This is a genomic window from Phosphitispora sp. TUW77 (genome assembly GCF_048453025.1).
Taxonomy (GTDB): Bacteria; Bacillota; Thermincolia; order Thermincolales; family UBA2595; genus Phosphitispora.
Genome location: NZ_CP156677.1, coordinates 1297952 through 1319362, shown reverse-complemented (window position 1 = coordinate 1319362; position 21411 = coordinate 1297952). Strand labels below are relative to the sequence as shown.

Below are 21411 nucleotides of genomic sequence, written 5' to 3'. Positions count from 1 at the left end.
TTTTGCTCGGAATATCTCTATTAAGCAAGCTTTTTGGTCACAAGTGCCAGTGTATCATCAGCAAGCTTGGTGCCTTCAGCAAGCAATCTGTCCATTTCCTCTTTAGTAGCCTTATTAAACTCTTCATCCTTAATGGAGTTAATGTTAATGATAACATTCATACTGGCGGCAATGAGAGCAGCCTTCATGAAAACAACCCCACAGGCAACATCTGAGATAGCAATCATAGTACCAATTTCACCCATTCTGGCATGAAGTTTAATGCCTTCAAAAACACCCCTCATAATATCCATAGGAACCGAACAAGCTACTTTGCAGCAGTTCTCCAGGGTTTCATCCCTTTTCTGAGCCAGTTCCGGTGTATCTTTCGGCAGTCCATAAGCCTTTGATAGGGGCTCAAATACCTCAGCATCTTTGTCTACCAGGGCCTCCAGGTCAGCTATTACCTTATTGCCCTTCTCGATTAATTCTTTAACTTCATCTTCAACATCTGCATACTTTTTCTTGCCAACTGTGAGGTTCCCAACCATGTTGGAAAGAGCCATTCCCACAACTCCGCCAAATGCTGCCGCTCCACCGCCACCCGGTACAGGAGCCTTTGATGCCAGAACATCAATAAAATCCTTGCAAGATTTGTCTAACATTGACATAATTAATTACCTCCCTGTTATATTAATATTTTATTATTTTTGTCAAATGAATTTATTATTTCTTTAAGATAGGAATCATGATTAGAATATCCAGCGGTTGTGATGTTATTCACTAGTATGTAGGCAGGACCAGCCACCAGTATACACCCAGTGGCTGTCCTTTTATATTTTATTACTATAGGTGTCTATATTGTTATTTCTTAAGGAGTTCACAGATGCTTGTAGCCGACACACGACCTGCTCCCATTGCCTTAATAACTGTTGCGGCACCGGTAACCACATCTCCGCCTGCATATACCTTTGGTTTGGAAGTAGCCCCAGTCTCTTCACTGGCAACAATGTTCCCCTTCCTGTTGGTATCCAAGCCCTTTGTAGTCCTTGGAACCAATGGGTTTGGCCCTTGTCCGATAGCAACAACAACAGTGTCTATGGGCATATGATAGTCTGAACCTTCTATGGCAACAGGCTTTCTGCGTCCTGACTCATCAGGCTCACCAAGCTTATATTTGAGACATGTCATGCCTGTTACCCAGTTCTGGTCATTACCTATAATCTCAGTTGGGCTGTTGAGGATATCAAAGATAACCCCTTCCTCCTCGGCATGGTGAACTTCCTCAATCCTTGCCGGCAGTTCTTCCATGGAACGGCGGTATACAATGTGAACCTCTTCAGCACCAAGACGCAGAGCAGTCCTGGCACAGTCCATAGCAACATTACCACCACCAAGAACAGCAACCTTCTTGCCTACCTTAATAGGAGTATCATACTCGGGGAACAGGTAAGCCTTCATAAGATTGGTCCTGGTAAGGAATTCATTGGCTGAATAAACACCATTTAAATTTTCCCCTGGAATGCCAAGGAAATACGGAAGTCCGGCACCTGTCCCAATAAACACAGCATCAAAACCTTCATCTTCGAGAAGCTCATCAACAGTGTCAATCGCGCCAATAACTGCATCAACTTCGATTTTTACACCTATTTTTTTAAGGTTGTTAATTTCTGATTGTACAATAGCCTTAGGAAGACGGAATTCAGGAATACCATACATAAGAACACCGCCGGGCACGTGAAGCGCCTCAAAAATAGTAACTTCATGTCCTGCCTGGGCACAGTCTGCCGCAACAGTCAGTCCGGCAGGACCTGATCCTACAACAGCAACCTTTTTGCCAGTCGGAGGAGCACACTCAACAGGCTTAACGCCCTGTGCCATTTCCCAGTCAGCAACAAATCTCTCTAAACGACCAACACCTACAGGATCACCTTTTTTAGCACGGACACAGAATTTCTCGCACTGGGCTTCCTGTGGGCAAACCCGTCCACAAACAGCCGGCAAAGCATTCTTTTCTTTAATGATTGCTATAGCACTGGCAATATCATTTTCTTGAATTTTTTGGATAAACTGTGGTATGGGCACCTGAACCGGACAGCCCTCACGGCACGGTTCCTTTTTGCATCCCAGACAGCGGTTAGCTTCATCTATTGCCTGTTCCAGAGTATAACCCAAAGCTACCTCATCAAAATTCTTTGCCCTTACCTTAGGGTCCTGACATGGCATTTCATTTTTATTAGGACTATTATTTACTGACATCCACAGCAACCTCCTTTACAACTTGCTGCTTCTACGGCGCGCTGCTCCTCATCCTTGAAAATCTGAGCACGGCGAATTTGTTCATTAAAATCTACCAGGTGCCCATCAAACTCAGGGCCGTCCACACAGGCAAACTTGGTCTCATCACCAACAGTTACCCGGCACGCTCCACACATACCGGTACCATCAACCATAATGGAGTTCAAGCTGACAAATGTCTTTATACCAAGCGGCTTGGTCACTTCAGAACATACTTTCATTGCAGGAATTGGGCCTATTGCAATAACATAATCAACCTGGCCTTTTTCCTCAATAACCTTCTTCAGAATGTCGGATACAAATCCTTTTTGTCCTGCTGACCCGTCATCAGTACAGATATGAAACTCATCACATTGTGCTTTAAATTCATCGGTCCAGAACAACAGTTCTTTATTTCTAGCACCTGCAATTCCGATTACTTCATTGCCGGCTTGTTTAAGAGCCCTGGTAATGGGAAAAACCGGTGCAATACCCACGCCAGCACCAATACATACCACACGACCGTACTTTTCTATGTCTGACGACCGTCCAAGCGGACCAACAAAGTCCAGAAGATTGTCCCCCGCTTCCATTTTACCTAACTGCTGTGTTGTTTTGCCTACCTCTGCAAAAATAAGGGTAATACTACCTTTTTCTCTGTTAAAATCAGCGATAGTCAGCGGAATTCTCTCTCCTTTTTCATCAATCCGAAGAATGATAAATTGTCCCGCTTGACATTTCTTAGCAACTTTTGGGGCTTCGATTTCAAACAGTTTCAGAGTCGGTGACAAAACTTCTTTTTTAAGAATCTTGTACATGAAAACTTACTCCCTCCCTTTTTCAAAAAAACTTTTCATAATTTTTAGTAGATTCGGCAAATAATCGTTGATTCCTGCTATTGATGCCAAGTTTTTCCCAAAATAACACCTGTTCTACTACCTATATATATTATTACAAACAGGCTTGTATCACAATATGTTTATAATATTTTTTTCACAAACTCCGGATAATTGCCCAAAAGTTGCTAAAAAAAAGAAGCCGCCTGCCGGCAACTATACTTAACTAATTATTATGACCTTATACCGAGACTGCTCCACACATAATAATCTACCATGCCAGTAACGGGCATTCTGCACTCCTTTTGAAGCCTCGTTATCGCTGCCACTGTTTCACGCCCATAACGCCCATTGATACGCCCGCGAAAATACCCGAGCTCTTTTAGCCGATGCTGCAGTAGTTGAACAAGTCTCCCTTTTTCCCCCGGCCTTATGATTTGACCGGGCATAATTCCAACATTACCTGTAATGCCGGTTAAACCACTTATTTGGGAACCTAAACCACCCTGCATTCCGGGTGCCCCTTCTCCTGTAAATCCAGAGGCACTAATTCCCGGATAAAATTCAACAGGAAGTTCAATTACCTGTTCCGGATAAATAACATCAGGGTCCTGAATGCTAGGATTTACTCTGACAATTTCCTCAAAAGGGATGCCAAACTGTTTGGCAATACTGTACATACTGTCACCCTTTTTAACAGTATACTTCATCTTTCAACCTCCATACTCCGGTTTCAAGCGGCAGTTTTAACCTAATATCTAACGTCAATATCAGCTTATGTTTGATAACAGTCAATGGTTACAGGCGGCTTGTCATTTTTATTACCATTTTCGTCTGCATGTACAATTTTAAAAGCTGTGACGAGCCAGTCTCATCCCATTCAACGTAACCAGAACTGATGCCCCTGTATCAGCAAATACCGCCATCCATAGGTTAGATATCCCGGCAAATGTCAGTACCAAAAATATTATCTTCAAAGCAATTGCTAAAAACACATTTTGTAGAATAACAGCCCTTGTCCGGCGACCAAGTTTTATTACAGCAGGAATAAGCAGCAGTTCATCATTCATTAGGGCAATATCCGCTGTTTCCAATGCCGTATCGGAACCTGCAGCTCCCATGGCAATACCTACATCGGCAACTGCCAAGGCGGGGGCATCATTCACCCCATCGCCTACCATAACTGTGTCTCCTTCCCAGGTAAGGGTCTCAATCTCTTTAACCTTATCTTCAGGAAGCAAATTAGCCCTGTATTCCCTAATTCCAAGTCTTCCTGCAATATTAGCCGCAGTTGCCTCATTATCACCGCTGAGCATAACAATCTTCTCTATACCAATCTGTTTTAACTGTTTAATTGCTTTTCCCGCAAAAGCCCTGGGGACATCCTCAATCCCCAGGATGCCCAGCACCCTCTTTGAAGTTGTAACATATACTATTGATTTGCCTGCTTTTTCAAGCTCGGCTTCTATTTGTTTAACATCTCCGATTGAAATACCAAGTCCATTAATAAACCATTTATTGCCAACATAAAGCTCTTTCCCTTCCACTCTGCAAACTGCTCCTTTCCCAGGAAAGGCTCGGAAGGAATCAGAATCCGGCAATATAATCTTTCTCTTAGAGACCTCAGCCATTACCGCCATGGCCAGGGGATGTTCGGAAAACCGTTCAACAGCACCCGCAGCCTGTAAAAGCTGTTCACTGCCAATGCCGCCGAAAGGGAAAATGTCTGTTAAACTCATTATGCCGGTTGTAACTGTCCCGGTTTTATCAAAAGCAATATTTTTTGCTTTTCCCAGAGCTTCAAGATATGCACCGCCCTTAATTAAAACACCATTTCTTGCAGCATTGCCGATAGCTGATACTATTGATACCGGAGTAGATATAACCAGTGCACAGGGACATGAAATAACCAGGAGGACCAAGGCTTTATAAAACCATTCCGCAAAAGGCCGGCCCAGCAAAACCACAGGTACAGCCACAACAAATACCGCACCTATAATTACCAAAGGCGTATAATACTTGGCAAAAATATCAACATACTGCTGGGTTGGAGCCTTTTTTGCCTGAGCTTCTTCAACCATCCGGGTCATCTTTTTCAGGGTACTGTCTGCTGCAAGATGAGTACATTTAATATAAAGACTGCCGTCTTGATTCAGAGTGCCGGCAAAAACCTCATCCCCTGCCGTTTTTTCAAGCGGTTTTGATTCACCCGTTATTGAAGCCTGATTTACCCAGGATCGTCCTTTGCTTATAAAACCGTCTACCGGTATGCTCTCCCCAGGCTTTACCAGTACAGTGTTCCCAATGCCAACTGTATCAACTGGCACCATGGACTCACTGCCATCAATGGCTATAACCCTTGCTTCCTTAGGAGACAACTGCATCATTTTTTTAATAGAATTTCTTGTTTTATCCATAGTATGTGCCTGCAGCAAGTTACCCACACTGAACAGGAAGACAACCGTAGCCCCCTCAGACCATTGTCCCAAAAAAACAGCTCCTACAGACGAAATGCTCATCAGTACATTCATATCCAGGATAAGATTTTGCAGCGAGTTTAATGCGGATTTATATACATAATACCCACCCGCAGCCATAGCTGCAGCAAACAAATATATATGAAAATTGCCGGCCCAACCTATCCAACTTATAATTAATCCGGCTCCCAGCATCACACCAGAAACTACAGCTAAAATCATTCTTGTCCGGAGTTTTCCGGCAGTTTTGAGAACAGCCTGTGACTCACCCTGCACTCTGGCATCATAGCCATTGACATTAATAAGCCTAATAATATCCTCAACAGATGTATTTTGATGTATCGCCTTTATCAAACCTGCTCCAAAATTGAGCTGAACCTCAGCTACTCCGGGAAGCTGTTCAATTTTTCTCACCAGCTTCTCGGCACAGTCCAGTCAATCTATTCCTGATAATTCTATTACAGAATTAATTTCCCCGGATTTGACGGTTGAAATATAGCCGTTTCTCATAACTTCCCCTCCCGATTAGTCATGTCTTACGTGGTCCAGGCATTGATTAAACATTTCAACAATATGGGCATCATCAAGTGAGTAATAAACTATTTTCCCCTGCCGACGAAATTTAACCAGCCTGCGGCTGCGCAGCGCCCTTAACTGGTGAGAAACTGCAGACAGACTCATGCCTAGAAGTTGAGCCAGGTCACAGACACATAATTCTTCCTGTGACAAATATCGGATAATTTTTACCCTATTAGGGTCACCCAGCGCCTTAAATATATCAGCAATACTCCTGGTTACTTCTTCGTCCAGAGTTTGTTTCCTGACTCGGTCTACTGCATCATGGTTAATACAAACAACATCACACTTGTCAAACTCCATCTTCATTTTTGCCCCCTGAAATATTATAGTTTATCACTTGAACAATTGTTCAAGTGATATGGCATAATTGTAACCGCTTTTTCTTTATTTGTAAATACAAAAAAAAAAGACTCAGTTCAATTTAACTGAATCTAGCTTTTACCTTTTCATATACGATTTATTAAATGTACAGGTTATTACATATACAGGTTATTTCATATATAATCAGGATCCATCCTGATATCAATACCGTTTTTTAAATTATTTATGGCAGCAGAGATGCTCTCAAAACACATCCTCCTGATAAACGGATGCTGCTCAGCCGGGACGGAATCCAGTGTAATCAGGCAAACAACTACTTCCCTGGCTAGATTCTTTTTGCCTGCCCTTCGCAGAAAATCAATTGTCATCATAAGGCGGTTCTTGATAACAGGAAGCAATGGCTTAATCACCCTGTTAATAAGCTGATTTTCCAGTTTCAAAACTTTTCTGGCATATGTATTACTAATTCTGTCAGTAATTGCGATGATTTCTTCTGCTGTATCATAAACTTCAGGTGTTTCTTCATACCAAACCGCAAATTCCTGTTCTTCAAACAACAAATCCAAACGGTCATAACAATCTTGAATCTGTTTTTCTGTCTCAGGAACAAAATCTATATATCCAGGAGCATATTCTTCGGGATAAATATCATTTTCCATACACCGGCGCCAAAAAGCAAACTCCATGGGTATCGGATAATTCCCCGAAAGATTTTTCTTTAAAGCCCCCCTGATTAACAACATACAATATTCATAATCATTTCTTAAAATAACGGCACTGCTGGATATTTCCCGAATCATGCTTTCAAAATCCCTTTTGGTTAGAACCGGAATCCCAAAACAGTCCTTAATACCAGTATCTGTATTCAACAATAAATTAAAAGCCACTATTCTGTTCTTACGGTTAGGCATCTTCCATGCAAGCCAAACAGCTCTGTTGCCCTGTCCGTCTACCGAACTAACAACCGCATCATATAAATCTCCATATGGTTTTTCCCATTTTCTGCGGGACGGCTTGCGCCTTCCGTTAACATTGCACTCAGAGAGAACATTCATAGCCAGGTTGCTTATATATTTATCATTACATGATGCCAGTTCATTGAGCACAGTAACTTTCCTCGCCCTGAGATTCTTGCCCAGTAAGCTCACAGCCGAAGAAGCAATGCCGAATTCATACGCATATGCCAGGATGCCAAGCATTTCAGCAGCAGCATCGGTATTATCTTCAGCAAGCTGGTTCATTATTTCCTCCTGACCCTGATCATCAAAACCGCCAAACTCCTGTAAAAAAAGCAGCTTATCACCAAGGTCTCCCCTGATAAGACCTATCAGGTTATCAGTTGCAAACTCAGCCATTTCAGCCAGTTCATCAAGATCAAAAAGTGTTGCAATAACCTCTTCTTCCATCCCAATGTCAACAAGGAAAGATAAAAAAAGGATTTTAATGTCCTTGCTTACCACCCGGGACCTGGTAATTGCCATTATTTCATTTAATACAAATTGTTCTCCGGAATAAAATTCTCCAATTACAGACAATAAATTATTGACTTTTATAAACCTATATTGGTCTGTTTCATTGAGAACCATCTTCTTAATTCGTGAAACAGTAGAATGAAGCACCTGTTTGTCATCAACCCCAAACAAGTTCGGAAAACTCTCCGTTATATTTACCCTCTTATTAAAGGTCATCAATGTATCAAGATTATCATCTATAATCTTTTTATTGAGTAATCTGTAACTGACTGTTCCGTAATTTTTGTTTTTACAACCGCTGTACACCATTAAACCTCCAATAATAATACTATTTAAAACCTGCTTTATTTAAGACTTATGATGTTATTCGGCAAATTATCTTATTTACCTTTTACTGATTCATTAGTTTTTATATATTACTCTCAATACATTAAGATGCTACACTTGCCTATTCACTTAGCCAGCCATACTCCTTTATCGGATAAACTGTATTTCCATCTACTTTCATAATCACAGAGACATCACTTTTAATTAAAAAAGGGACATCCCACTTATGAGACACCCACACATGAATGCTATTATCTCAAGGCCTTAGTAAAACTGATACTTTTAATCCTGCTCATTCCAAGAAGTGCAACCCCGGCAGCATTATCCCCGCTAAGTTCACGTGAAGCGAAATAAACCTTAGCCCTTACCTCCCTGTGCTGCAAACGTTCCACCAGCCTATCCCTTATGTAACGATTAGCAGAAACTCCTCCAACAAATAATACATCCTTTAAGCCACTCTCCCATAACGCTTTTCTAATTATTTTTTCCATGGTATTGACAACACATTTCTCAACTGCCCTGGCAATTTCCACAGGGGAGACCCTGCTTTCTATCAGGCGCAGGGCCGCAGCTTCAGGTCCTGAAAAGCTGATAGCATAGCCGTTCACAGAAGAAGGAACCGATATTTCTCCTTTAGCCTTAGCAGCCAATACTTCAAGATGCGGTCCGGCCGGAAAGGGGAGTCCCAGCTTAACACCCACCCTGTCAATAAACTGTCCGGCATGAATATCATTTGTTCCGCCCATTACGGCAACTGAATAATATGGTTCATCAGGCCGGATACCATTTTTGACCCGCAGCAGTTCAGTGGTTCCTCCTGACAGGTGTACGGCCATAAACTCTCCGCTCTGAGGGCCTCCGGCGGACATAATGCCCGCCGCCAGGTGCCCTTCCTGATGTGAAACACCGGTAAAAGGGACATTCAGTATAGCTGCAATTGAATGTCCATAACTTTCAGCCACCTTGAAAACCGGCATGTAAGAACCTTTTACCGGTCTCGGGCAGATACTTGCCGCAACTCCTGCAAAAGTGGAATTATCTGAGAGAACTCGTTGAAAAAGTGACGGCAGATTATTTATGTGCTGAAACACAGCCTCATTTTGGGCTAATCCTCTTTCACCACTGCGAACATTAAGAATTCTTCTGACATCAGAAATTAAATTTCCCTCACCGTCAACAACAGCAAGGGAAGTCGTATAACAACTCGTGTCTATTCCCAGGAACAATTCCATACCATGCACCCCGAACTTAATCCTTCCTATAATCCTTTACTGGCTGAAGCCATGCGGTATTCCTTAAGGTTTTTGACAACTCTGCCCAGAATCCCGTTAATAAACTTGCCTGATTCCGCAGTACTAAATATTTTCCCCAGTTCTATGGCTTCATTGACAGCAACATTTGGCGGCACTTCAGAATAACATAATTCATAGATGGCCATCCTGAGAATATTCCGATCGGTACCTGCCATTCGATCCATATCCCAATCCTGGGCAATTTCATTAATAATCCGGTTAAGTACATCTACATGCTCAAAGACCCCCGAAACAATATCCCTGATAAACTGCACCTGTTTTTGGTCCAGCTTGTTCTCTATGATAACAAACTCAAGAGCATTATCTAATTTTGCCTGCCCAATATCCATCTGAAATAAAACCTGTAATGCCGCTTGCCGCGCTACCCTTCTGCTCATTAAATCCTCCGGAATTTTCTTGGTAGAATTAGTCTATCCCTGTTATCTCTTAAATATCCTGTCAACAAAGGCTCTCAGGTTATCCCCTTCATCAAGCTGATTGCCAAATATATATCCCAAAACAATCAGGACAACGACAAATAGGGTTTCAAGCACCCCATATGCAATAATCATCCATCCTAAAACGAGGCCAATCAACACACCTAGCAGTTTTCCCAGATTTTTGGCAATAAACTCCTGCAATGTTTGCCCTGACAAGGCAACCACTCCTTTCTAGTTTAACCTGCGGGCGCCCTGGCTGTTGTCTGAGGCTGATATGCTATTTACCAGTATTTTAACAGCCTGAACCTTAATCCCGGCAATCTCTTCAAGATAAGCCCCAACTTTTTGTTGAATTTCATCCGAAGTAGCAGGAATATTGGTCTCCGGCGTTATAGAAACATGCAGAAAAATACTTATTCCCTCCGGCATACAGGAAACCCTGGGTTTAACTTCCCTGACACCTTTTATTTGTGTGGTAACCCTGCGCACCATGTGTTCAAGGGCATCTACAGTGACCCTAACCTGCCCAAGCGCTGTTTCCTGCACCACTGCCTGGACAGGATGTTTTTGACAGGACAGTGCCACAAAGAACAGCCTAACACTGACTGCAAAATAAGCCAAGCCTATGATACCTATTAGTAGACGGCTATTAAAATGAACTAATGCCATTCGCACCCAATCCACAGGGATTGTCCAGCCTGCAGCAACCATCCCGGTCAATAACAGTATAAACATTACTCCAAGTGAATATAACGACAGCAGAATCCTGTCAGTAAACCTCAACAGGCTCAACTCCCTTCATTAAAACCATTTAAACCCCCTGATCAAAATTCAGGGGGTTGGTTTCATTTCACCCTATGGTCTTCTTCTTTGGGTTCAATAGTTGAGAATACCACTCCCTGGATATGGACATTTACCTCAACAACAGTGAGACCGGTCATACTCTCAATTGCTCTCTTAACAGTTTCCTGAATCTGAATAGCCACATCGGGAATCCTGATACCATACTCAACGATAATAAATATATCCACTGCAGCTTCTTTTTCGCCTACCTCAACCTTAACACCTTTTGACAAGTTTTTCCTGCCAAGAATTTCAGCAATTCCTCCAGCCAAACCACCGCTCATTCCAGCGACTCCATTAATCTCAGTGGCTGCCAGTCCGGCAATAATAGCAACTACCTCATCAGCTATACGAATACTCCCAAGTTCGGTGTCATGGCGTTCTGCAAAATCCTTATTTTCCATCAGGTTACCTCCTTTATCCATGGTAACTGCTTTCATATGCATATTATACCAGATTCACAGTTTTTTGCAAATTCCCTAATCTTCAAGCCTTCTCTGTATAAAGTTGGTATAAAATTCTCCACGCTGAAAAAATGCATTATCGAGAATACGCAGCTGGAACGGAATCGTAGTTCTTACTCCCTCAATAACATATTCCTGAAGAGCCCTTTTCATCTTAGCAATAGCCTCATTCCTATCATTTCCCCAAACCACTAATTTAGCAATCATAGAATCATAATAAGGCGGGATGTAATAGCCTGGATAAGCGGCGCTGTCAATCCTGACACCATTGCCTCCAGGTGCCAGATATTCCGTGATTTGCCCCGGTGAAGGCGTGAAATTTCTAGAGGGGTCTTCAGCATTAATCCGGCATTCGATAGCCCATCCATTAATACGGATATCTTCCTGGGTATATCCCAGCTTTTCACCGGCCGCTATCCTTATCTGTTCTTTAATAAGGTCTATTCCTGTTACCATTTCTGTAACCGGATGTTCAACTTGTATCCGGGTATTCATTTCAATAAAATAAAATTTGTTATGCTTATCCAATAGAAACTCTACTGTTCCTGCATTGTAGTAATTAACAGCCTTGGCAGCCCTAACCGCCATTTCACCCATTACCTCACGCAGTTCCGGAGTCATAGCCAATGAAGGCGCTTCCTCAAGAAGTTTCTGGTTGCGCCTCTGGATAGAACAATCCCGTTCTCCAAGATAGACTGTGTTTCCGTAATTATCGGCAATTATCTGAAACTCTATATGACGAGGTTCCTCAACATATTTCTCAATATACACCTCAGAATTGCCAAATGCGGCCTGAGCCTCCGTCTGGGCAGTCTGAATTGCCTGAACAAGGTCATTTTTTGACTGGGCAACCCGCATTCCTTTACCCCCACCGCCAGCTGAAGCCTTTATCATAACCGGGTAACCTATTTCTTTGGCTACCTTAATCGCTTCATCCATATCTGAAATAACACCTTCTGTGCCGGGCACGACAGGGATTCCGGCTTTTATCATAGTCTCCCTCGCCACTGCTTTGGCGCCCATGTTTTCCAGGGCCTGCGGGCTGGGTCCGATAAACTTTATTCCACTTTGTTCACATATCTCAGCAAAATCAGCATTCTCTGCCAGAAAGCCATAGCCGGGATGTATTGCATCCGCTCCGGAAACTTGAGCAGCACTTATAATATTGGCTTTATTCAGATAGCTGGAGCCTGACTGGGCAGGGCCGATACAATATGCCTCATCAGCAAACCTGACATGCAAAGAATCCCGGTCGGCTTCAGAATAAACAGCCACGGTAGCGATATCCATTTCCTTGCAGGCCCTTATGATTCTTAAAGCAATTTCCCCTCTGTTTGCTATAATTATTTTATTAAACATCCTACACCTCCATTATCAGGTACGTTTTGGGAACATGGCTCAACCGAGGAGAACCGGGCCCTAAACCTTCTCAATCAGAAAAAGTGTCTGTCCGTACTCAACTGGCTGGTTATTCTCTGCCAGAATCTCAACAATCCGGCCTGAAATCTCGGCCTCAATTTCGTTCATTAATTTCATCGCCTCAATAATACACACTGTCTGACCTACGGTTACCATCTGGCCTACTTCAACAAATGGAGCGGCCTCAGGAGACGGTGCCTGGTAAAATGTTCCTACCATCGGCGCAACCACAGGAATAAGATTATCCCTGAGCTGAGTGGCCTTTTCTACAGGTTGTTCAACTGCTGCTTCAATTGCCGCGGCTTTCCCATTCCCCCCTGAAGCTTCAGAGGCGGTGATAAATCCAGTTCCCGAAGCAGCCCCAGACTTTCTGATAGCAACCTTTACTCCGGCGCTTTCCAACTGGAGTTCACATATATCTGTTGCATCCAGCATTTTAATAAGTTCTTTGATTTCCGATAAGTTCATATTTTTTCCCTCCTTAGTAACTATAACTCCTGAATCTGCTTTAACCTTTATATTACTGTCCGGAAGACCGGCTTCTTCATCCCTGGGCTTTTCAATAACATCAGGTTCGATAACCGCATCTTCGGTATCCAGTCCCCGGTTCAGCCGCCATTCAAAAAATTTCCTGGCAACCGGGGGATACATAGCATATGACAATACATCTTCTTCAGACTCTGCCAAATCTTGTATTTCTGTTCTCATTTTATCCATAATCGGCTCAAGTAAATCAGCCGGGCGTCCTTTTATTAGTTTTACATCACTGTCTCCGAGAACCTGCTGAATAATTTCTTCCTTTATGGGAGCAGGGGGTTTTCCATACTGCCCCTGAACATAAGCGCGCACTTCACCGGGTACCAGCTTATAACGCTTGCCTGTAAGTACATTGAGTACAGCCTGGGTGCCTACTATTTGACTGGTCGGGGTAACCAGCGGCGGATAACCCATGTCTTCCCTGACTACCGGTATTTCTGCAAGCACCTCATGTATCCGGTGCAGGGCCTTTTGCTCCTCAAGCTGGGATACCAGGTTGGAAATCATGCCTCCAGGTACCTGGTGTTCGAAAACCCTCATATCGGTGAGCCTTGTAACCCCGCGCTCAAAGCCGTGTTTCTTTCTGAGGTCCTCAAAATACTTGGATACCTCAAACAAAGTATGGATATCCAGTCTGGTATCATGAGGAGACTCCTGAAGTATCCTGACAACGGTTTCCACCGGTGGCTGAGAAGCACCGAAGGCCAGAGGCAATGAAGCAGTATCAACTACATCAATACCCGCATCAGCCGCCTTCAGGTAAGCTCCCACAGCCAGCCCGCCAATATAGTGGCTGTGCAGCTGGATAGGCAAATCGAGGCATTTCTTGATAGTCTTAACCAAGTCATAGGCTACATGTGGTGATAGGAGTCCAGCCATATCCTTGATGCAGATGGAATCCGCACCCATGTCTGCCAGATTTTTTGCTGTTTCCAAATAATGCTCCGGAGTATGTACCGGGCTTATAGTATATACAACTGCAGCCTGCACATGGGCCCCCGCCTCTTTGGACATTTTAATTGGTACTTCCAAATTCCTGATATCATTTAGTGCATCGAAAATACGGATGATGTCAATCCCGTTCTCCACAGCTTTATGTACAAAAGCCTTAACCATATCATCTGGATAGTGTTGATATCCAACCAGCGATTGGCCCCGTAACAGCATTTGCAGCGGGGTTTTTTTAACCTCTTTTTTTATCTGCCTCAGCCTTTGCCAGGGGTCTTCATTTAAATAACGCATACAGACATCAAAAGTAGCCCCTCCCCATACCTCCAGAGAGTGGTAGCCTACCTGGTCCAATTTTTCGCATATAGGCAGCATATCTTCGGTTCTCATCCTTGTAGCCCAAAGACTTTGATGCGCATCTCTTAATGTGGTATCAGTAATTTCCACTTTATTTGGTTTTACCATTTTAATCCCTCCATCGCTTGTCTATATTATCACAAAACATTGTCTTTAAAAAGGCTTAGCTTCGCTAAGCGCTAAAATATACTATAAGGCGAAGCTTAGCCTTTTTTATGCAGATAAGATAAAATTTATACTTTCCATATATACCATGATAAACAACATAAAGCTCAGGTTGTGTTTTTACAACCTGAGACCATTAATTTTAATAGTAAGGCCTGCTTTTTATAATTATATGCCGTACCATACCATATTTCAATATGTTTTAAACAAGTATACAATATTACGAACATTATAAAACCGTACAATTTCTTATAATTTTGTAAAAACTGCAATATTTTCGGCATTAATGCCTGTAACCCTTGCAGAAATTGCCGTCAGCTTCTCCTTGTCAGGTTCCGTAAGTACAGGTGACTGTACTATTATAGTAACCGATTTTTCCTCAACAAAAACCACTGCATCCTTAAAACTTTCAGCTATAATAAGGTTCTCCAGTTTCATTTCAGTATCAATGGCTTGTGAAATAGATAGCAATCTCATTTGGGCCTCATTTCTAATCTCAGTTGATGAGTTGCCATTATTTACAATCTCCCTTAACAAATCTATCTGCTGGCTTCTGGTCCGGTCACGTTCCAGCCTGTACTCAACAAAAAAGGCTCCATTATATTCTCCACCTTTATCCTCAACTGCAGTATTCTCGCTAATGATATCCCCGGACGCCGCATCCTCGGTAATAATGTCCCCGGACGCATCTCCGGTAATGATATTTCTATCCGATTGATATTCTTTAATTTGGAACAAACCTACGGCAATCAGAAAAACCCCCAACATAAAAAGCCCCATCCATAACCCTTTTTTATTTACAAACAGCATATTCATTTAATCACCTGCCCTCCATCGGTAGGACCACTACCTTATATAATGGCACATCCAGGTAAACCTGAACTGCATTCATCAGGGCTGCTTTTATCTCCGGATTTGCTGCCCCTTCGGAAACTATAATTACACCCTTGACCTCAGGTTTAATTTCCTTTACAACCACCGGAGTCTCACTGCTGCTTTGCATTTCTTTAACCAGAACAATCTGACCGTCTTCATTTATCTCGGTTATAGTGCGGTTTGACCCCTTTTGATCTCGTTCCAAAGTATTTTTTTTATTTGTAGTCGTATTAACTGCATACTCCTTTTCAGTAGTAGATGCCAGATTTACGGTAACCCTGGTATCACCGGCTCCGTTAATCCGAACTAATGCCATTTCCAAACGCTGGGCCAGGAGATTTTCCAGGTTGGTAATACCTGTTGAAAGGCTTTCTTCCTGCATACTGCTTTCACCCACGTCTTTTTCCGAAGTAATCCCCAAACCTGAACGCTCATCAGAAGGCGCATTCGGGAGATTATTCCCTGCAGCAAAGGTATTTGCCAGGACAATCAAGAGAACACCTGCTCCCACCGCAAGCATCAGCATGTTTAATCTCCTGACGGCAAAAGGCATTTTTTCGGTTTCACTTTCATTATTGAGCAAATTCCTAATAAACTCCAAAAACTTATTCATCACAACACCTCCTAATTTTTTATTTCAATTTGTTCGGCTGATAAACCATAAAAATCAGCAACCATTTCCCTTAATCCCCTGCTGTTGTCAGGATTTCCCAACATCGGTTCTAGTAAATTCTCCGCTGCATCCTTCTCCGGCTCTATGTTTACATCTGCATCATCTATGTTTATATCTACTTCATCTACGTTTAGTCCATCTATCTTAACTTCTCCTTGCATTCCCCCACTTTCTTCGGCTTCACTTTTTTCTGCCGTTACATCTGTCCAGAGTATTATTTTATTTATTTTCCCAAAGTCAGGGGCTTCAGCATCTGCTACCATATCAACCTGCACATCAGCCACACTGACATCCCGGTAAAATCCGGATATGGATTTAACTTGTTTTTCCAGCTTCTCCTTATAGTCTGCGGCAACCCTGCTGTCCCTTGTCCGAGAAATTTCCCTGCCCTTGTTTATTAGAGTCTCGGTATCCCCATTTATCCCCTCTGGGACAGCACTGAATACCTCAAAATCAAAACCGGTATTAAATATCGCTAAAATTGGGTTCAAAACAGCAATTATAATAAACAGCCCAATAATAAGGTTGATATATCTTTTGATATCACTTCTTGGTAAAACGATTTCCAAGAAAGCAGTCATCAATATAATAATCAAAATACTTTTAACCATAATCCGTAATGTTTCCATTCAGCTATCACCTACCTTAGCATCAGACTCAAATCCCCTACCCCTACCAAAATAGCAATTACAAAAAAGAACATTATTCCAACCGCTGTTACAGAAGTAAATACAATTGTCAGGCTATTCCCCATGGCATTTAATGAATCAGCAATCAATTTGTCTCCTATTGGCTGGATAAGAGCTGCAGCTACTTTATAAATAAGCATCAATGCCAAAATTTTCAGCACTGGAAATGCACAAATAAAAAAAACGGCCAATATTCCGACTAATCCCACCGCATTTTTCAGCAGCAATGACGTTCCTACTACTGCTTCCAAGGCATCGGAAAAAAGCTTGCCCACCACCGGCACAAATACCCCGATGCCAAATTTTGCCGTCCTCATAGCAACACCATCAGCAACTGAACCTGCTATCCCCTGCACCATCATGAAACCCAGAAACACTGTAAAAAACAGGCCCAATAATCCAATGCTCCAGCTTTTCAATAAATCAGCCAGTTTGGAGACATCAACCCTAGTAGTAATTTTATCGGCGAGTACCAATATTACAGAAAAAAACACGAGTGGGAAAACCACGTTTTTTATCAAGGTACTGATAGTGCTCAGCACAACCAGTGTAAGGGGATGAAAGAGTGAAGCCGTGGTTATATTCCCCATTGCGGTTAGCAGTGTGATCAGCACCGGCAGCATTGCATGAATGAATGAGACCATGTCTTCAATGGCCTGTCGTCCTGTCTGAATAGCTATAGTAAACGAACTCAGGGCCAGGGACAGGATGGCGAGAAAGCACACTGACCAGGCCAGTTTTCCCACAGTTCCATTTTCAAATGCAGATTGTACATTCTGAAGAACAGCACAAAGCACGGAAAGTATCAACAACTGTCCCAGCAGCCTCGAATTTGCTACCATTTCTTTAAAGAGATACTTAAGCAATCCGGAAATGACATCTTCCACATTAAGCCCCAGTTCTCCGCGCACCAGCTTTGCCAGCATGTCCTTGAGGTCCAATTCGGGCATATATGTATTTATATTTTGGTTCAGTTCATTAAGATGTCTCTCTATTGTTTCCAAGTCCAGTGCAGTTATTTGTTCTTTTAATTCCGCTTCTGAACTACTCTCAACTATGCCTGCAGATAATGTTGTTTCACCCTGAGCCGCTAATGCCGCCGTGGTGTTTAAACACAGGAGAATAATTAGACTAAACAGGACCATTGGTATCAATCCACGGAAAGCGGATATATTCATCAGATGTCCAACTCCCTAAGCAATCTTTAGTAAAGCATCACTTACGGTATCAGTTTCAAAAGTGAATCAAATACAGCCACGATAACCGGAATAGCCAGGACAATTACAATTACCTTTGCCGCAAACTCTATCTTAGAAGCTATGGCCCCTTCTCCGGCATCCCTGCATATTTGTGCCCCAAATTCAGCTATATAAGCTACCCCTATTATTTTCATGATTGTTCCCATATACAGGATACTGACATTTGACTTCTGGGCAAGTTCCTTCATTAGAGTCACTACTGAATTGATTTTCCCCAGCATCATCGAAAAGATTACTACCCCAGTGACAACACTTAGCTGGATAGCCAATTCAGGCCGCTGTTGTTTTATAATAACTATAAGGATGGTTACCACCAGGCCCAGACCGACGATTTGTATAATTTCCAATAGCGATTCACCTCTTAATAAATTTGAAAAACAGAGCGCACTGTCTCAAACAACCCGGCAATCTTTGGAATAACCATTGCAAGGACTACTACAATACCAAGCAATAAGGTGGAAAAAGCAAATTCATCTCTCCCCGCTTGTTTTAGAACCGTATAAATTACTGTAATTACAATACTAATTCCGGCTAATTGAAAAATCAGGTCGGTATCCATTTTATAGACCTCCCTTAATATTTTTTGTATTTTATTTAATACAAAATTAAGACCAGCAACAAGCCGCCGAGAAACCCAAGGTATTTATAAATTATGGCATTTTTCTTTGCTGCAGCTTCAGCCTCAGCAACTGCCAGCTTTATTTGGCTTAGAGCTACTTTAAGGTGTTTGGCCTGATCTTCCCTGTCAGATGCCCCCAAGGAAACTCCAAACCTCTTTAGAATCTGCAAATCCTTCTGAGACAAAGCTGTTTTCACAGAAATTTTAGTAATTGCCCTTTCCCAGGCTTCCCCTGCGGTTAGGCCTTCCATCTTGCACAGCTCTCCCGCAGTACAGCGGAATAAGCCGGCAACCTCAGGACTGCAATTGACAGCCACCTGTTCCATGGCTTCCACAAGTGGGGTTGCCCCATACAAAATCTCTGTTTCTAAGAGCTGCAATCCTTGACCCAAATATATTAACTGCTGCGGCCGCTTCTCATATATTCCCGCCCACGTAAAACCCATACTTGCACAAGCACCAAGGGTTACGAAGGCACCAATGACCTTTATCATCCCATCTCACCTCAAATGTTTACAATAGTGACTTACCTGTCATACAGTCTATGATATCTTCTATTGTACCTACACCCCTTGACCTCCCAAGGATAATTAACCTCTCAAAAATACGCTGTTCTATGATATACCTGAGTACAGGCCTTTGGGAAATTTCTTCCCGACCGGAACCATGTGCTGTTGTCAACACCTTGATTCCTCCATTCAGCGCCTCTTCAAGGGCAGCAGCATCTTCCTGCCTGCCTATTTCATCAGCTGCAATAATCCGGGGGCCCATAGCCCGGATGAGCATCATCATCCCTTCAGCTTTAGGGCATCCGTCAAGGACATCAGTCCTATTTCCAATATCTTTTTGAGGTATACCATGATAACAGCCGGCAATCTCGGAACGCTCATCAACTACTCCAACAGGAACTCCCTTGAAATTTAATTTCGGTATCCCGCTGCTCACCTGCCTGACAATATCCCTTAGCAATGTGGTCTTCCCACACCGTGGTGGTGAAATTATCAGCGTATGGGAGAACTCACCGGAAACCGGGTCAACCAAATATGGCAGGACCGTATCGGCAGCCCCGGCAACTTCCCTGGCTACCCGGATATTTAGTCCGTTAATATATTTAATGGTTTTAACTTTGCCGCGGTCCACAACCACTTTGCCGGATATTCCTACCCGGTGACCGCCCCTGATAGTAATAAAACCGTTTTTTAACTCTTCTTCAAAAGCATATATTGAGGACCCACTGATAAGCTGGACCGTCCTTTTCATATCCTGATCAGTTACCATATAGGCAAATTCAGGGACAGTTGTCACCTGGCCCAGGGAGGTTACCATAACATCCTCCCTGGTAAGGCCAATGATTAGTGGTTTACCATAGCGCAGGCGGATTTCTTCGATTTGGTTAAGAATTTCCCCCGGCAACTCCACAATTATCTCCCTGATCTTGTTGGGCAGGGCAGGTAGTATGTCACGGGAAATCATACATACCATTGAATCCCCGTCCTTTAGGCAGTTCTTGCTTTGAACAGCAGTGCCGTCAGCCATACTTTGTCCCCCTTCCATATATAGTTATGGTTGAAGTACAAGTTTTATGATTAAAAATGGACATTAAAAAAACAGGCTTTCCGGCAAATTCCGCAAAGCCTGTCAACACTATGGCGTAAAGTATTATTTTATGGTTCGTTGCGTTTTTACGTAATAACGGTTATACTGTAATTACATATATCGATGGAGGTGTTTTTGTGCCTACTCCTAAGAAGGTTCTTAAATCTCATAGAGTATCAGTACAACGACGCAATTTAATTAGTCTGCCTAAAGAAATACGAGATAAGCTAAAAATTGCTGAAGGTGACGTGTTAGAAGTTAGAGTTGAAGGAAACAAGATTATCATGGAGCCTTATAAGCTTATACCCTCAAGTCAAGCATATTTTTGGACTGACAAAACTCAAAAAGATATGATAGAAGCAAAAAAAGATCTGGATTCTGGCAGGATTCGAGAATTTTCAAATGTTGATGAGTTTCTTAAGGGTTTAGACAATGACTAGGAAATTTCGTTCAACCCGAAAATTTGATAAACAATACAAATCATTAGATCCAAATACAATTAAGCAGGCAACTAAAACCATTGAATTATTCATCAAAGACCCTTCTCACCCGTCTTTGCGCTATAAAAAAGTTCAAGGAACCGATAATTTCTTTGAAATTAGTGTAAATATATCAGTTAGGATAATTGTTGAAGTTCTATCGGAAGGCAAGGACCAAATTAATACTTTTTATATTATCGGGAAACATGAAGATGTATTCCCAGTAGATTAGCCACAGAGTAATTCTGTGATTTTTTTTTTGACCCTGGTTGCATCGATTTCGCCTAATGCGTTGGGCGGATTTCGTTAACGAACAATTTGTGTAAGCCTTGGAATATCGCGACTGCGTCTTTGTAATATTTCTTTATTGATTTACATATAATACAAAGACCATCGTGACTACAGAGCACATCTTGACTACGATGACTAATAAAATTATAATGAAAGAAGAAAGGTGAAATATATGAACACTGGCAAGGAGGTTGGA

At 42.4% G+C, this 21411-nt stretch carries 24 protein-coding genes; 2 read left to right on the top strand and 22 right to left on the bottom strand.

Going from position 1 to position 21411, the window contains the following annotated elements:
• Positions 1-20: 20 nt before the first annotated feature.
• From ABFY19_RS06140 to spoIIIAA, 22 genes are all read right to left on the bottom strand, one after another.
• Positions 21-644, bottom strand: coding sequence for a cyclodeaminase/cyclohydrolase family protein (locus ABFY19_RS06140; protein ID WP_418792547.1), 624 nt, complete (start codon positions 642-644; stop codon positions 21-23).
• A 199-nt stretch (positions 645-843) separates the two neighbouring features.
• A complete protein-coding gene (gene gltA, locus ABFY19_RS06135) occupies positions 844-2238 on the bottom strand; it encodes an NADPH-dependent glutamate synthase (protein ID WP_418792370.1) in 1395 nt (464 codons plus the stop codon).
• Entirely contained in the window at positions 2229-3074 is an 846-nt protein-coding gene (locus ABFY19_RS06130) for a sulfide/dihydroorotate dehydrogenase-like FAD/NAD-binding protein (protein WP_418792369.1), read from the bottom strand. Before ABFY19_RS06130 ends, gltA begins: the two co-directional genes overlap by 10 nt.
• 251 nt (positions 3075-3325) lie before the next feature.
• Complete coding sequence (locus tag ABFY19_RS06125) at positions 3326-3802, bottom strand: LysM peptidoglycan-binding domain-containing protein (RefSeq protein WP_418792368.1); 477 nt, start codon at positions 3800-3802, stop codon at positions 3326-3328.
• A gap of 138 nt (positions 3803-3940) precedes the next feature.
• Positions 3941-5983: a heavy metal translocating P-type ATPase gene (locus ABFY19_RS06120; protein ID WP_418792367.1), complete on the bottom strand. Its 2043-nt coding sequence runs from the start codon at positions 5981-5983 to the stop codon at positions 3941-3943.
• Between the two features lie 111 nt (positions 5984-6094).
• Positions 6095-6454, bottom strand: coding sequence for an ArsR/SmtB family transcription factor (locus tag ABFY19_RS06115; RefSeq protein ID WP_418792366.1), 360 nt, complete (start codon positions 6452-6454; stop codon positions 6095-6097).
• A gap of 188 nt (positions 6455-6642) precedes the next feature.
• Positions 6643-8247, bottom strand: a complete 1605-nt coding sequence (locus ABFY19_RS06110; protein ID WP_418792365.1) for a hypothetical protein — start codon at positions 8245-8247, stop codon at positions 6643-6645.
• Between the two features lie 272 nt (positions 8248-8519).
• A complete protein-coding gene (locus tag ABFY19_RS06105; protein ID WP_418792364.1) occupies positions 8520-9500 on the bottom strand; it encodes an O-sialoglycoprotein endopeptidase in 981 nt (326 codons plus the stop codon).
• Between the two features lie 26 nt (positions 9501-9526).
• Complete coding sequence (gene nusB, locus ABFY19_RS06100; protein WP_418792363.1) at positions 9527-9958, bottom strand: transcription antitermination factor NusB; 432 nt, start codon at positions 9956-9958, stop codon at positions 9527-9529.
• A gap of 42 nt (positions 9959-10000) precedes the next feature.
• Positions 10001-10216 (bottom strand): DUF2273 domain-containing protein, encoded by a 216-nt coding sequence (locus ABFY19_RS06095; RefSeq protein ID WP_418792362.1) that lies wholly within the window; start codon positions 10214-10216, stop codon positions 10001-10003.
• A gap of 15 nt (positions 10217-10231) precedes the next feature.
• A complete protein-coding gene (gene amaP / locus ABFY19_RS06090) occupies positions 10232-10783 on the bottom strand; it encodes an alkaline shock response membrane anchor protein AmaP (protein WP_418792361.1) in 552 nt (183 codons plus the stop codon).
• A gap of 62 nt (positions 10784-10845) precedes the next feature.
• A complete protein-coding gene (locus tag ABFY19_RS06085) occupies positions 10846-11247 on the bottom strand; it encodes an Asp23/Gls24 family envelope stress response protein (protein WP_418792360.1) in 402 nt (133 codons plus the stop codon).
• A 75-nt stretch (positions 11248-11322) separates the two neighbouring features.
• Positions 11323-12666, bottom strand: coding sequence for an acetyl-CoA carboxylase biotin carboxylase subunit (gene accC, locus ABFY19_RS06080; RefSeq protein WP_418792359.1), 1344 nt, complete (start codon positions 12664-12666; stop codon positions 11323-11325).
• Between the two features lie 60 nt (positions 12667-12726).
• Positions 12727-14676 carry an acetyl-CoA carboxylase biotin carboxyl carrier protein gene (gene accB / locus ABFY19_RS06075; RefSeq protein ID WP_418792357.1) on the bottom strand — a complete coding sequence of 650 codons (1950 nt, stop codon included), beginning with the start codon at positions 14674-14676 and terminating at the stop codon, positions 12727-12729.
• Positions 14677-14982: 306 nt separating this feature from the next.
• Entirely contained in the window at positions 14983-15549 is a 567-nt protein-coding gene (locus tag ABFY19_RS06070; RefSeq protein ID WP_418792356.1) for a SpoIIIAH-like family protein, read from the bottom strand.
• Positions 15550-15553: 4 nt separating this feature from the next.
• Positions 15554-16222: a hypothetical protein gene (locus ABFY19_RS06065; protein ID WP_418792355.1), complete on the bottom strand. Its 669-nt coding sequence runs from the start codon at positions 16220-16222 to the stop codon at positions 15554-15556.
• 11 nt (positions 16223-16233) lie between these two features.
• Positions 16234-16911, bottom strand: a complete 678-nt coding sequence (locus ABFY19_RS06060) for a stage III sporulation protein AF (protein WP_418792354.1) — start codon at positions 16909-16911, stop codon at positions 16234-16236.
• An 11-nt stretch (positions 16912-16922) separates the two neighbouring features.
• On the bottom strand, positions 16923-18149 hold the full coding sequence (spoIIIAE, locus tag ABFY19_RS06055; RefSeq protein WP_418792353.1) for a stage III sporulation protein AE: 1227 nt from the start codon (positions 18147-18149) through the stop codon (positions 16923-16925).
• Positions 18150-18190: 41 nt separating this feature from the next.
• A complete protein-coding gene (spoIIIAD, locus tag ABFY19_RS06050; RefSeq protein ID WP_418792352.1) occupies positions 18191-18577 on the bottom strand; it encodes a stage III sporulation protein AD in 387 nt (128 codons plus the stop codon).
• A gap of 14 nt (positions 18578-18591) precedes the next feature.
• A complete protein-coding gene (gene spoIIIAC / locus ABFY19_RS06045) occupies positions 18592-18789 on the bottom strand; it encodes a stage III sporulation protein AC (RefSeq protein WP_418792351.1) in 198 nt (65 codons plus the stop codon).
• Positions 18790-18824: 35 nt separating this feature from the next.
• Complete coding sequence (spoIIIAB, locus tag ABFY19_RS06040; RefSeq protein WP_418792350.1) at positions 18825-19343, bottom strand: stage III sporulation protein SpoIIIAB; 519 nt, start codon at positions 19341-19343, stop codon at positions 18825-18827.
• A 19-nt stretch (positions 19344-19362) separates the two neighbouring features.
• Positions 19363-20385, bottom strand: a complete 1023-nt coding sequence (gene spoIIIAA / locus ABFY19_RS06035) for a stage III sporulation protein AA (protein WP_418792349.1) — start codon at positions 20383-20385, stop codon at positions 19363-19365.
• Positions 20386-20582: 197 nt separating this feature from the next.
• Here spoIIIAA and ABFY19_RS06030 point away from each other — a divergent pair, with 197 nt between their 5' ends.
• Together ABFY19_RS06030 and ABFY19_RS06025 are read left to right on the top strand one after the other, a co-directional pair.
• Entirely contained in the window at positions 20583-20885 is a 303-nt protein-coding gene (locus tag ABFY19_RS06030) for an AbrB/MazE/SpoVT family DNA-binding domain-containing protein (protein WP_418792348.1), read from the top strand.
• Positions 20878-21156: a type II toxin-antitoxin system RelE family toxin gene (locus ABFY19_RS06025; protein ID WP_418792347.1), complete on the top strand. Its 279-nt coding sequence runs from the start codon at positions 20878-20880 to the stop codon at positions 21154-21156. The genes ABFY19_RS06030 and ABFY19_RS06025 overlap by 8 nt, the downstream gene beginning before the upstream one ends.
• Positions 21157-21411 lie beyond the last annotated feature (255 nt).

Coding starts and splice junctions, on each gene's coding strand:
- ABFY19_RS06140 (WP_418792547.1), bottom strand. CDS start 644: ATGTTAGACAAATCTTGCAAGGATTTTATTGATGTTCTGGCATCAAAG.
- gltA (WP_418792370.1), bottom strand. CDS start 2,238: ATGTCAGTAAATAATAGTCCTAATAAAAATGAAATGCCATGTCAGGAC.
- ABFY19_RS06130 (WP_418792369.1), bottom strand. CDS start 3,074: ATGTACAAGATTCTTAAAAAAGAAGTTTTGTCACCGACTCTGAAACTG.
- ABFY19_RS06125 (WP_418792368.1), bottom strand. CDS start 3,802: ATGAAGTATACTGTTAAAAAGGGTGACAGTATGTACAGTATTGCCAAA.
- ABFY19_RS06115 (WP_418792366.1), bottom strand. CDS start 6,454: ATGAAGATGGAGTTTGACAAGTGTGATGTTGTTTGTATTAACCATGAT.
- ABFY19_RS06105 (WP_418792364.1), bottom strand. CDS start 9,500: ATGGAATTGTTCCTGGGAATAGACACGAGTTGTTATACGACTTCCCTT.
- nusB (WP_418792363.1), bottom strand. CDS start 9,958: ATGAGCAGAAGGGTAGCGCGGCAAGCGGCATTACAGGTTTTATTTCAG.
- ABFY19_RS06085 (WP_418792360.1), bottom strand. CDS start 11,247: ATGGAAAATAAGGATTTTGCAGAACGCCATGACACCGAACTTGGGAGT.
- accC (WP_418792359.1), bottom strand. CDS start 12,666: ATGTTTAATAAAATAATTATAGCAAACAGAGGGGAAATTGCTTTAAGA.
- accB (WP_418792357.1), bottom strand. CDS start 14,676: ATGGTAAAACCAAATAAAGTGGAAATTACTGATACCACATTAAGAGAT.
- ABFY19_RS06070 (WP_418792356.1), bottom strand. CDS start 15,549: ATGAATATGCTGTTTGTAAATAAAAAAGGGTTATGGATGGGGCTTTTT.
- ABFY19_RS06065 (WP_418792355.1), bottom strand. CDS start 16,222: ATGAATAAGTTTTTGGAGTTTATTAGGAATTTGCTCAATAATGAAAGT.
- ABFY19_RS06060 (WP_418792354.1), bottom strand. CDS start 16,911: ATGGAAACATTACGGATTATGGTTAAAAGTATTTTGATTATTATATTG.
- spoIIIAE (WP_418792353.1), bottom strand. CDS start 18,149: ATGAATATATCCGCTTTCCGTGGATTGATACCAATGGTCCTGTTTAGT.
- spoIIIAC (WP_418792351.1), bottom strand. CDS start 18,789: ATGGATACCGACCTGATTTTTCAATTAGCCGGAATTAGTATTGTAATT.
- spoIIIAB (WP_418792350.1), bottom strand. CDS start 19,343: ATGATAAAGGTCATTGGTGCCTTCGTAACCCTTGGTGCTTGTGCAAGT.
- spoIIIAA (WP_418792349.1), bottom strand. CDS start 20,385: ATGGCTGACGGCACTGCTGTTCAAAGCAAGAACTGCCTAAAGGACGGG.
- ABFY19_RS06025 (WP_418792347.1), top strand. CDS start 20,878: ATGACTAGGAAATTTCGTTCAACCCGAAAATTTGATAAACAATACAAA.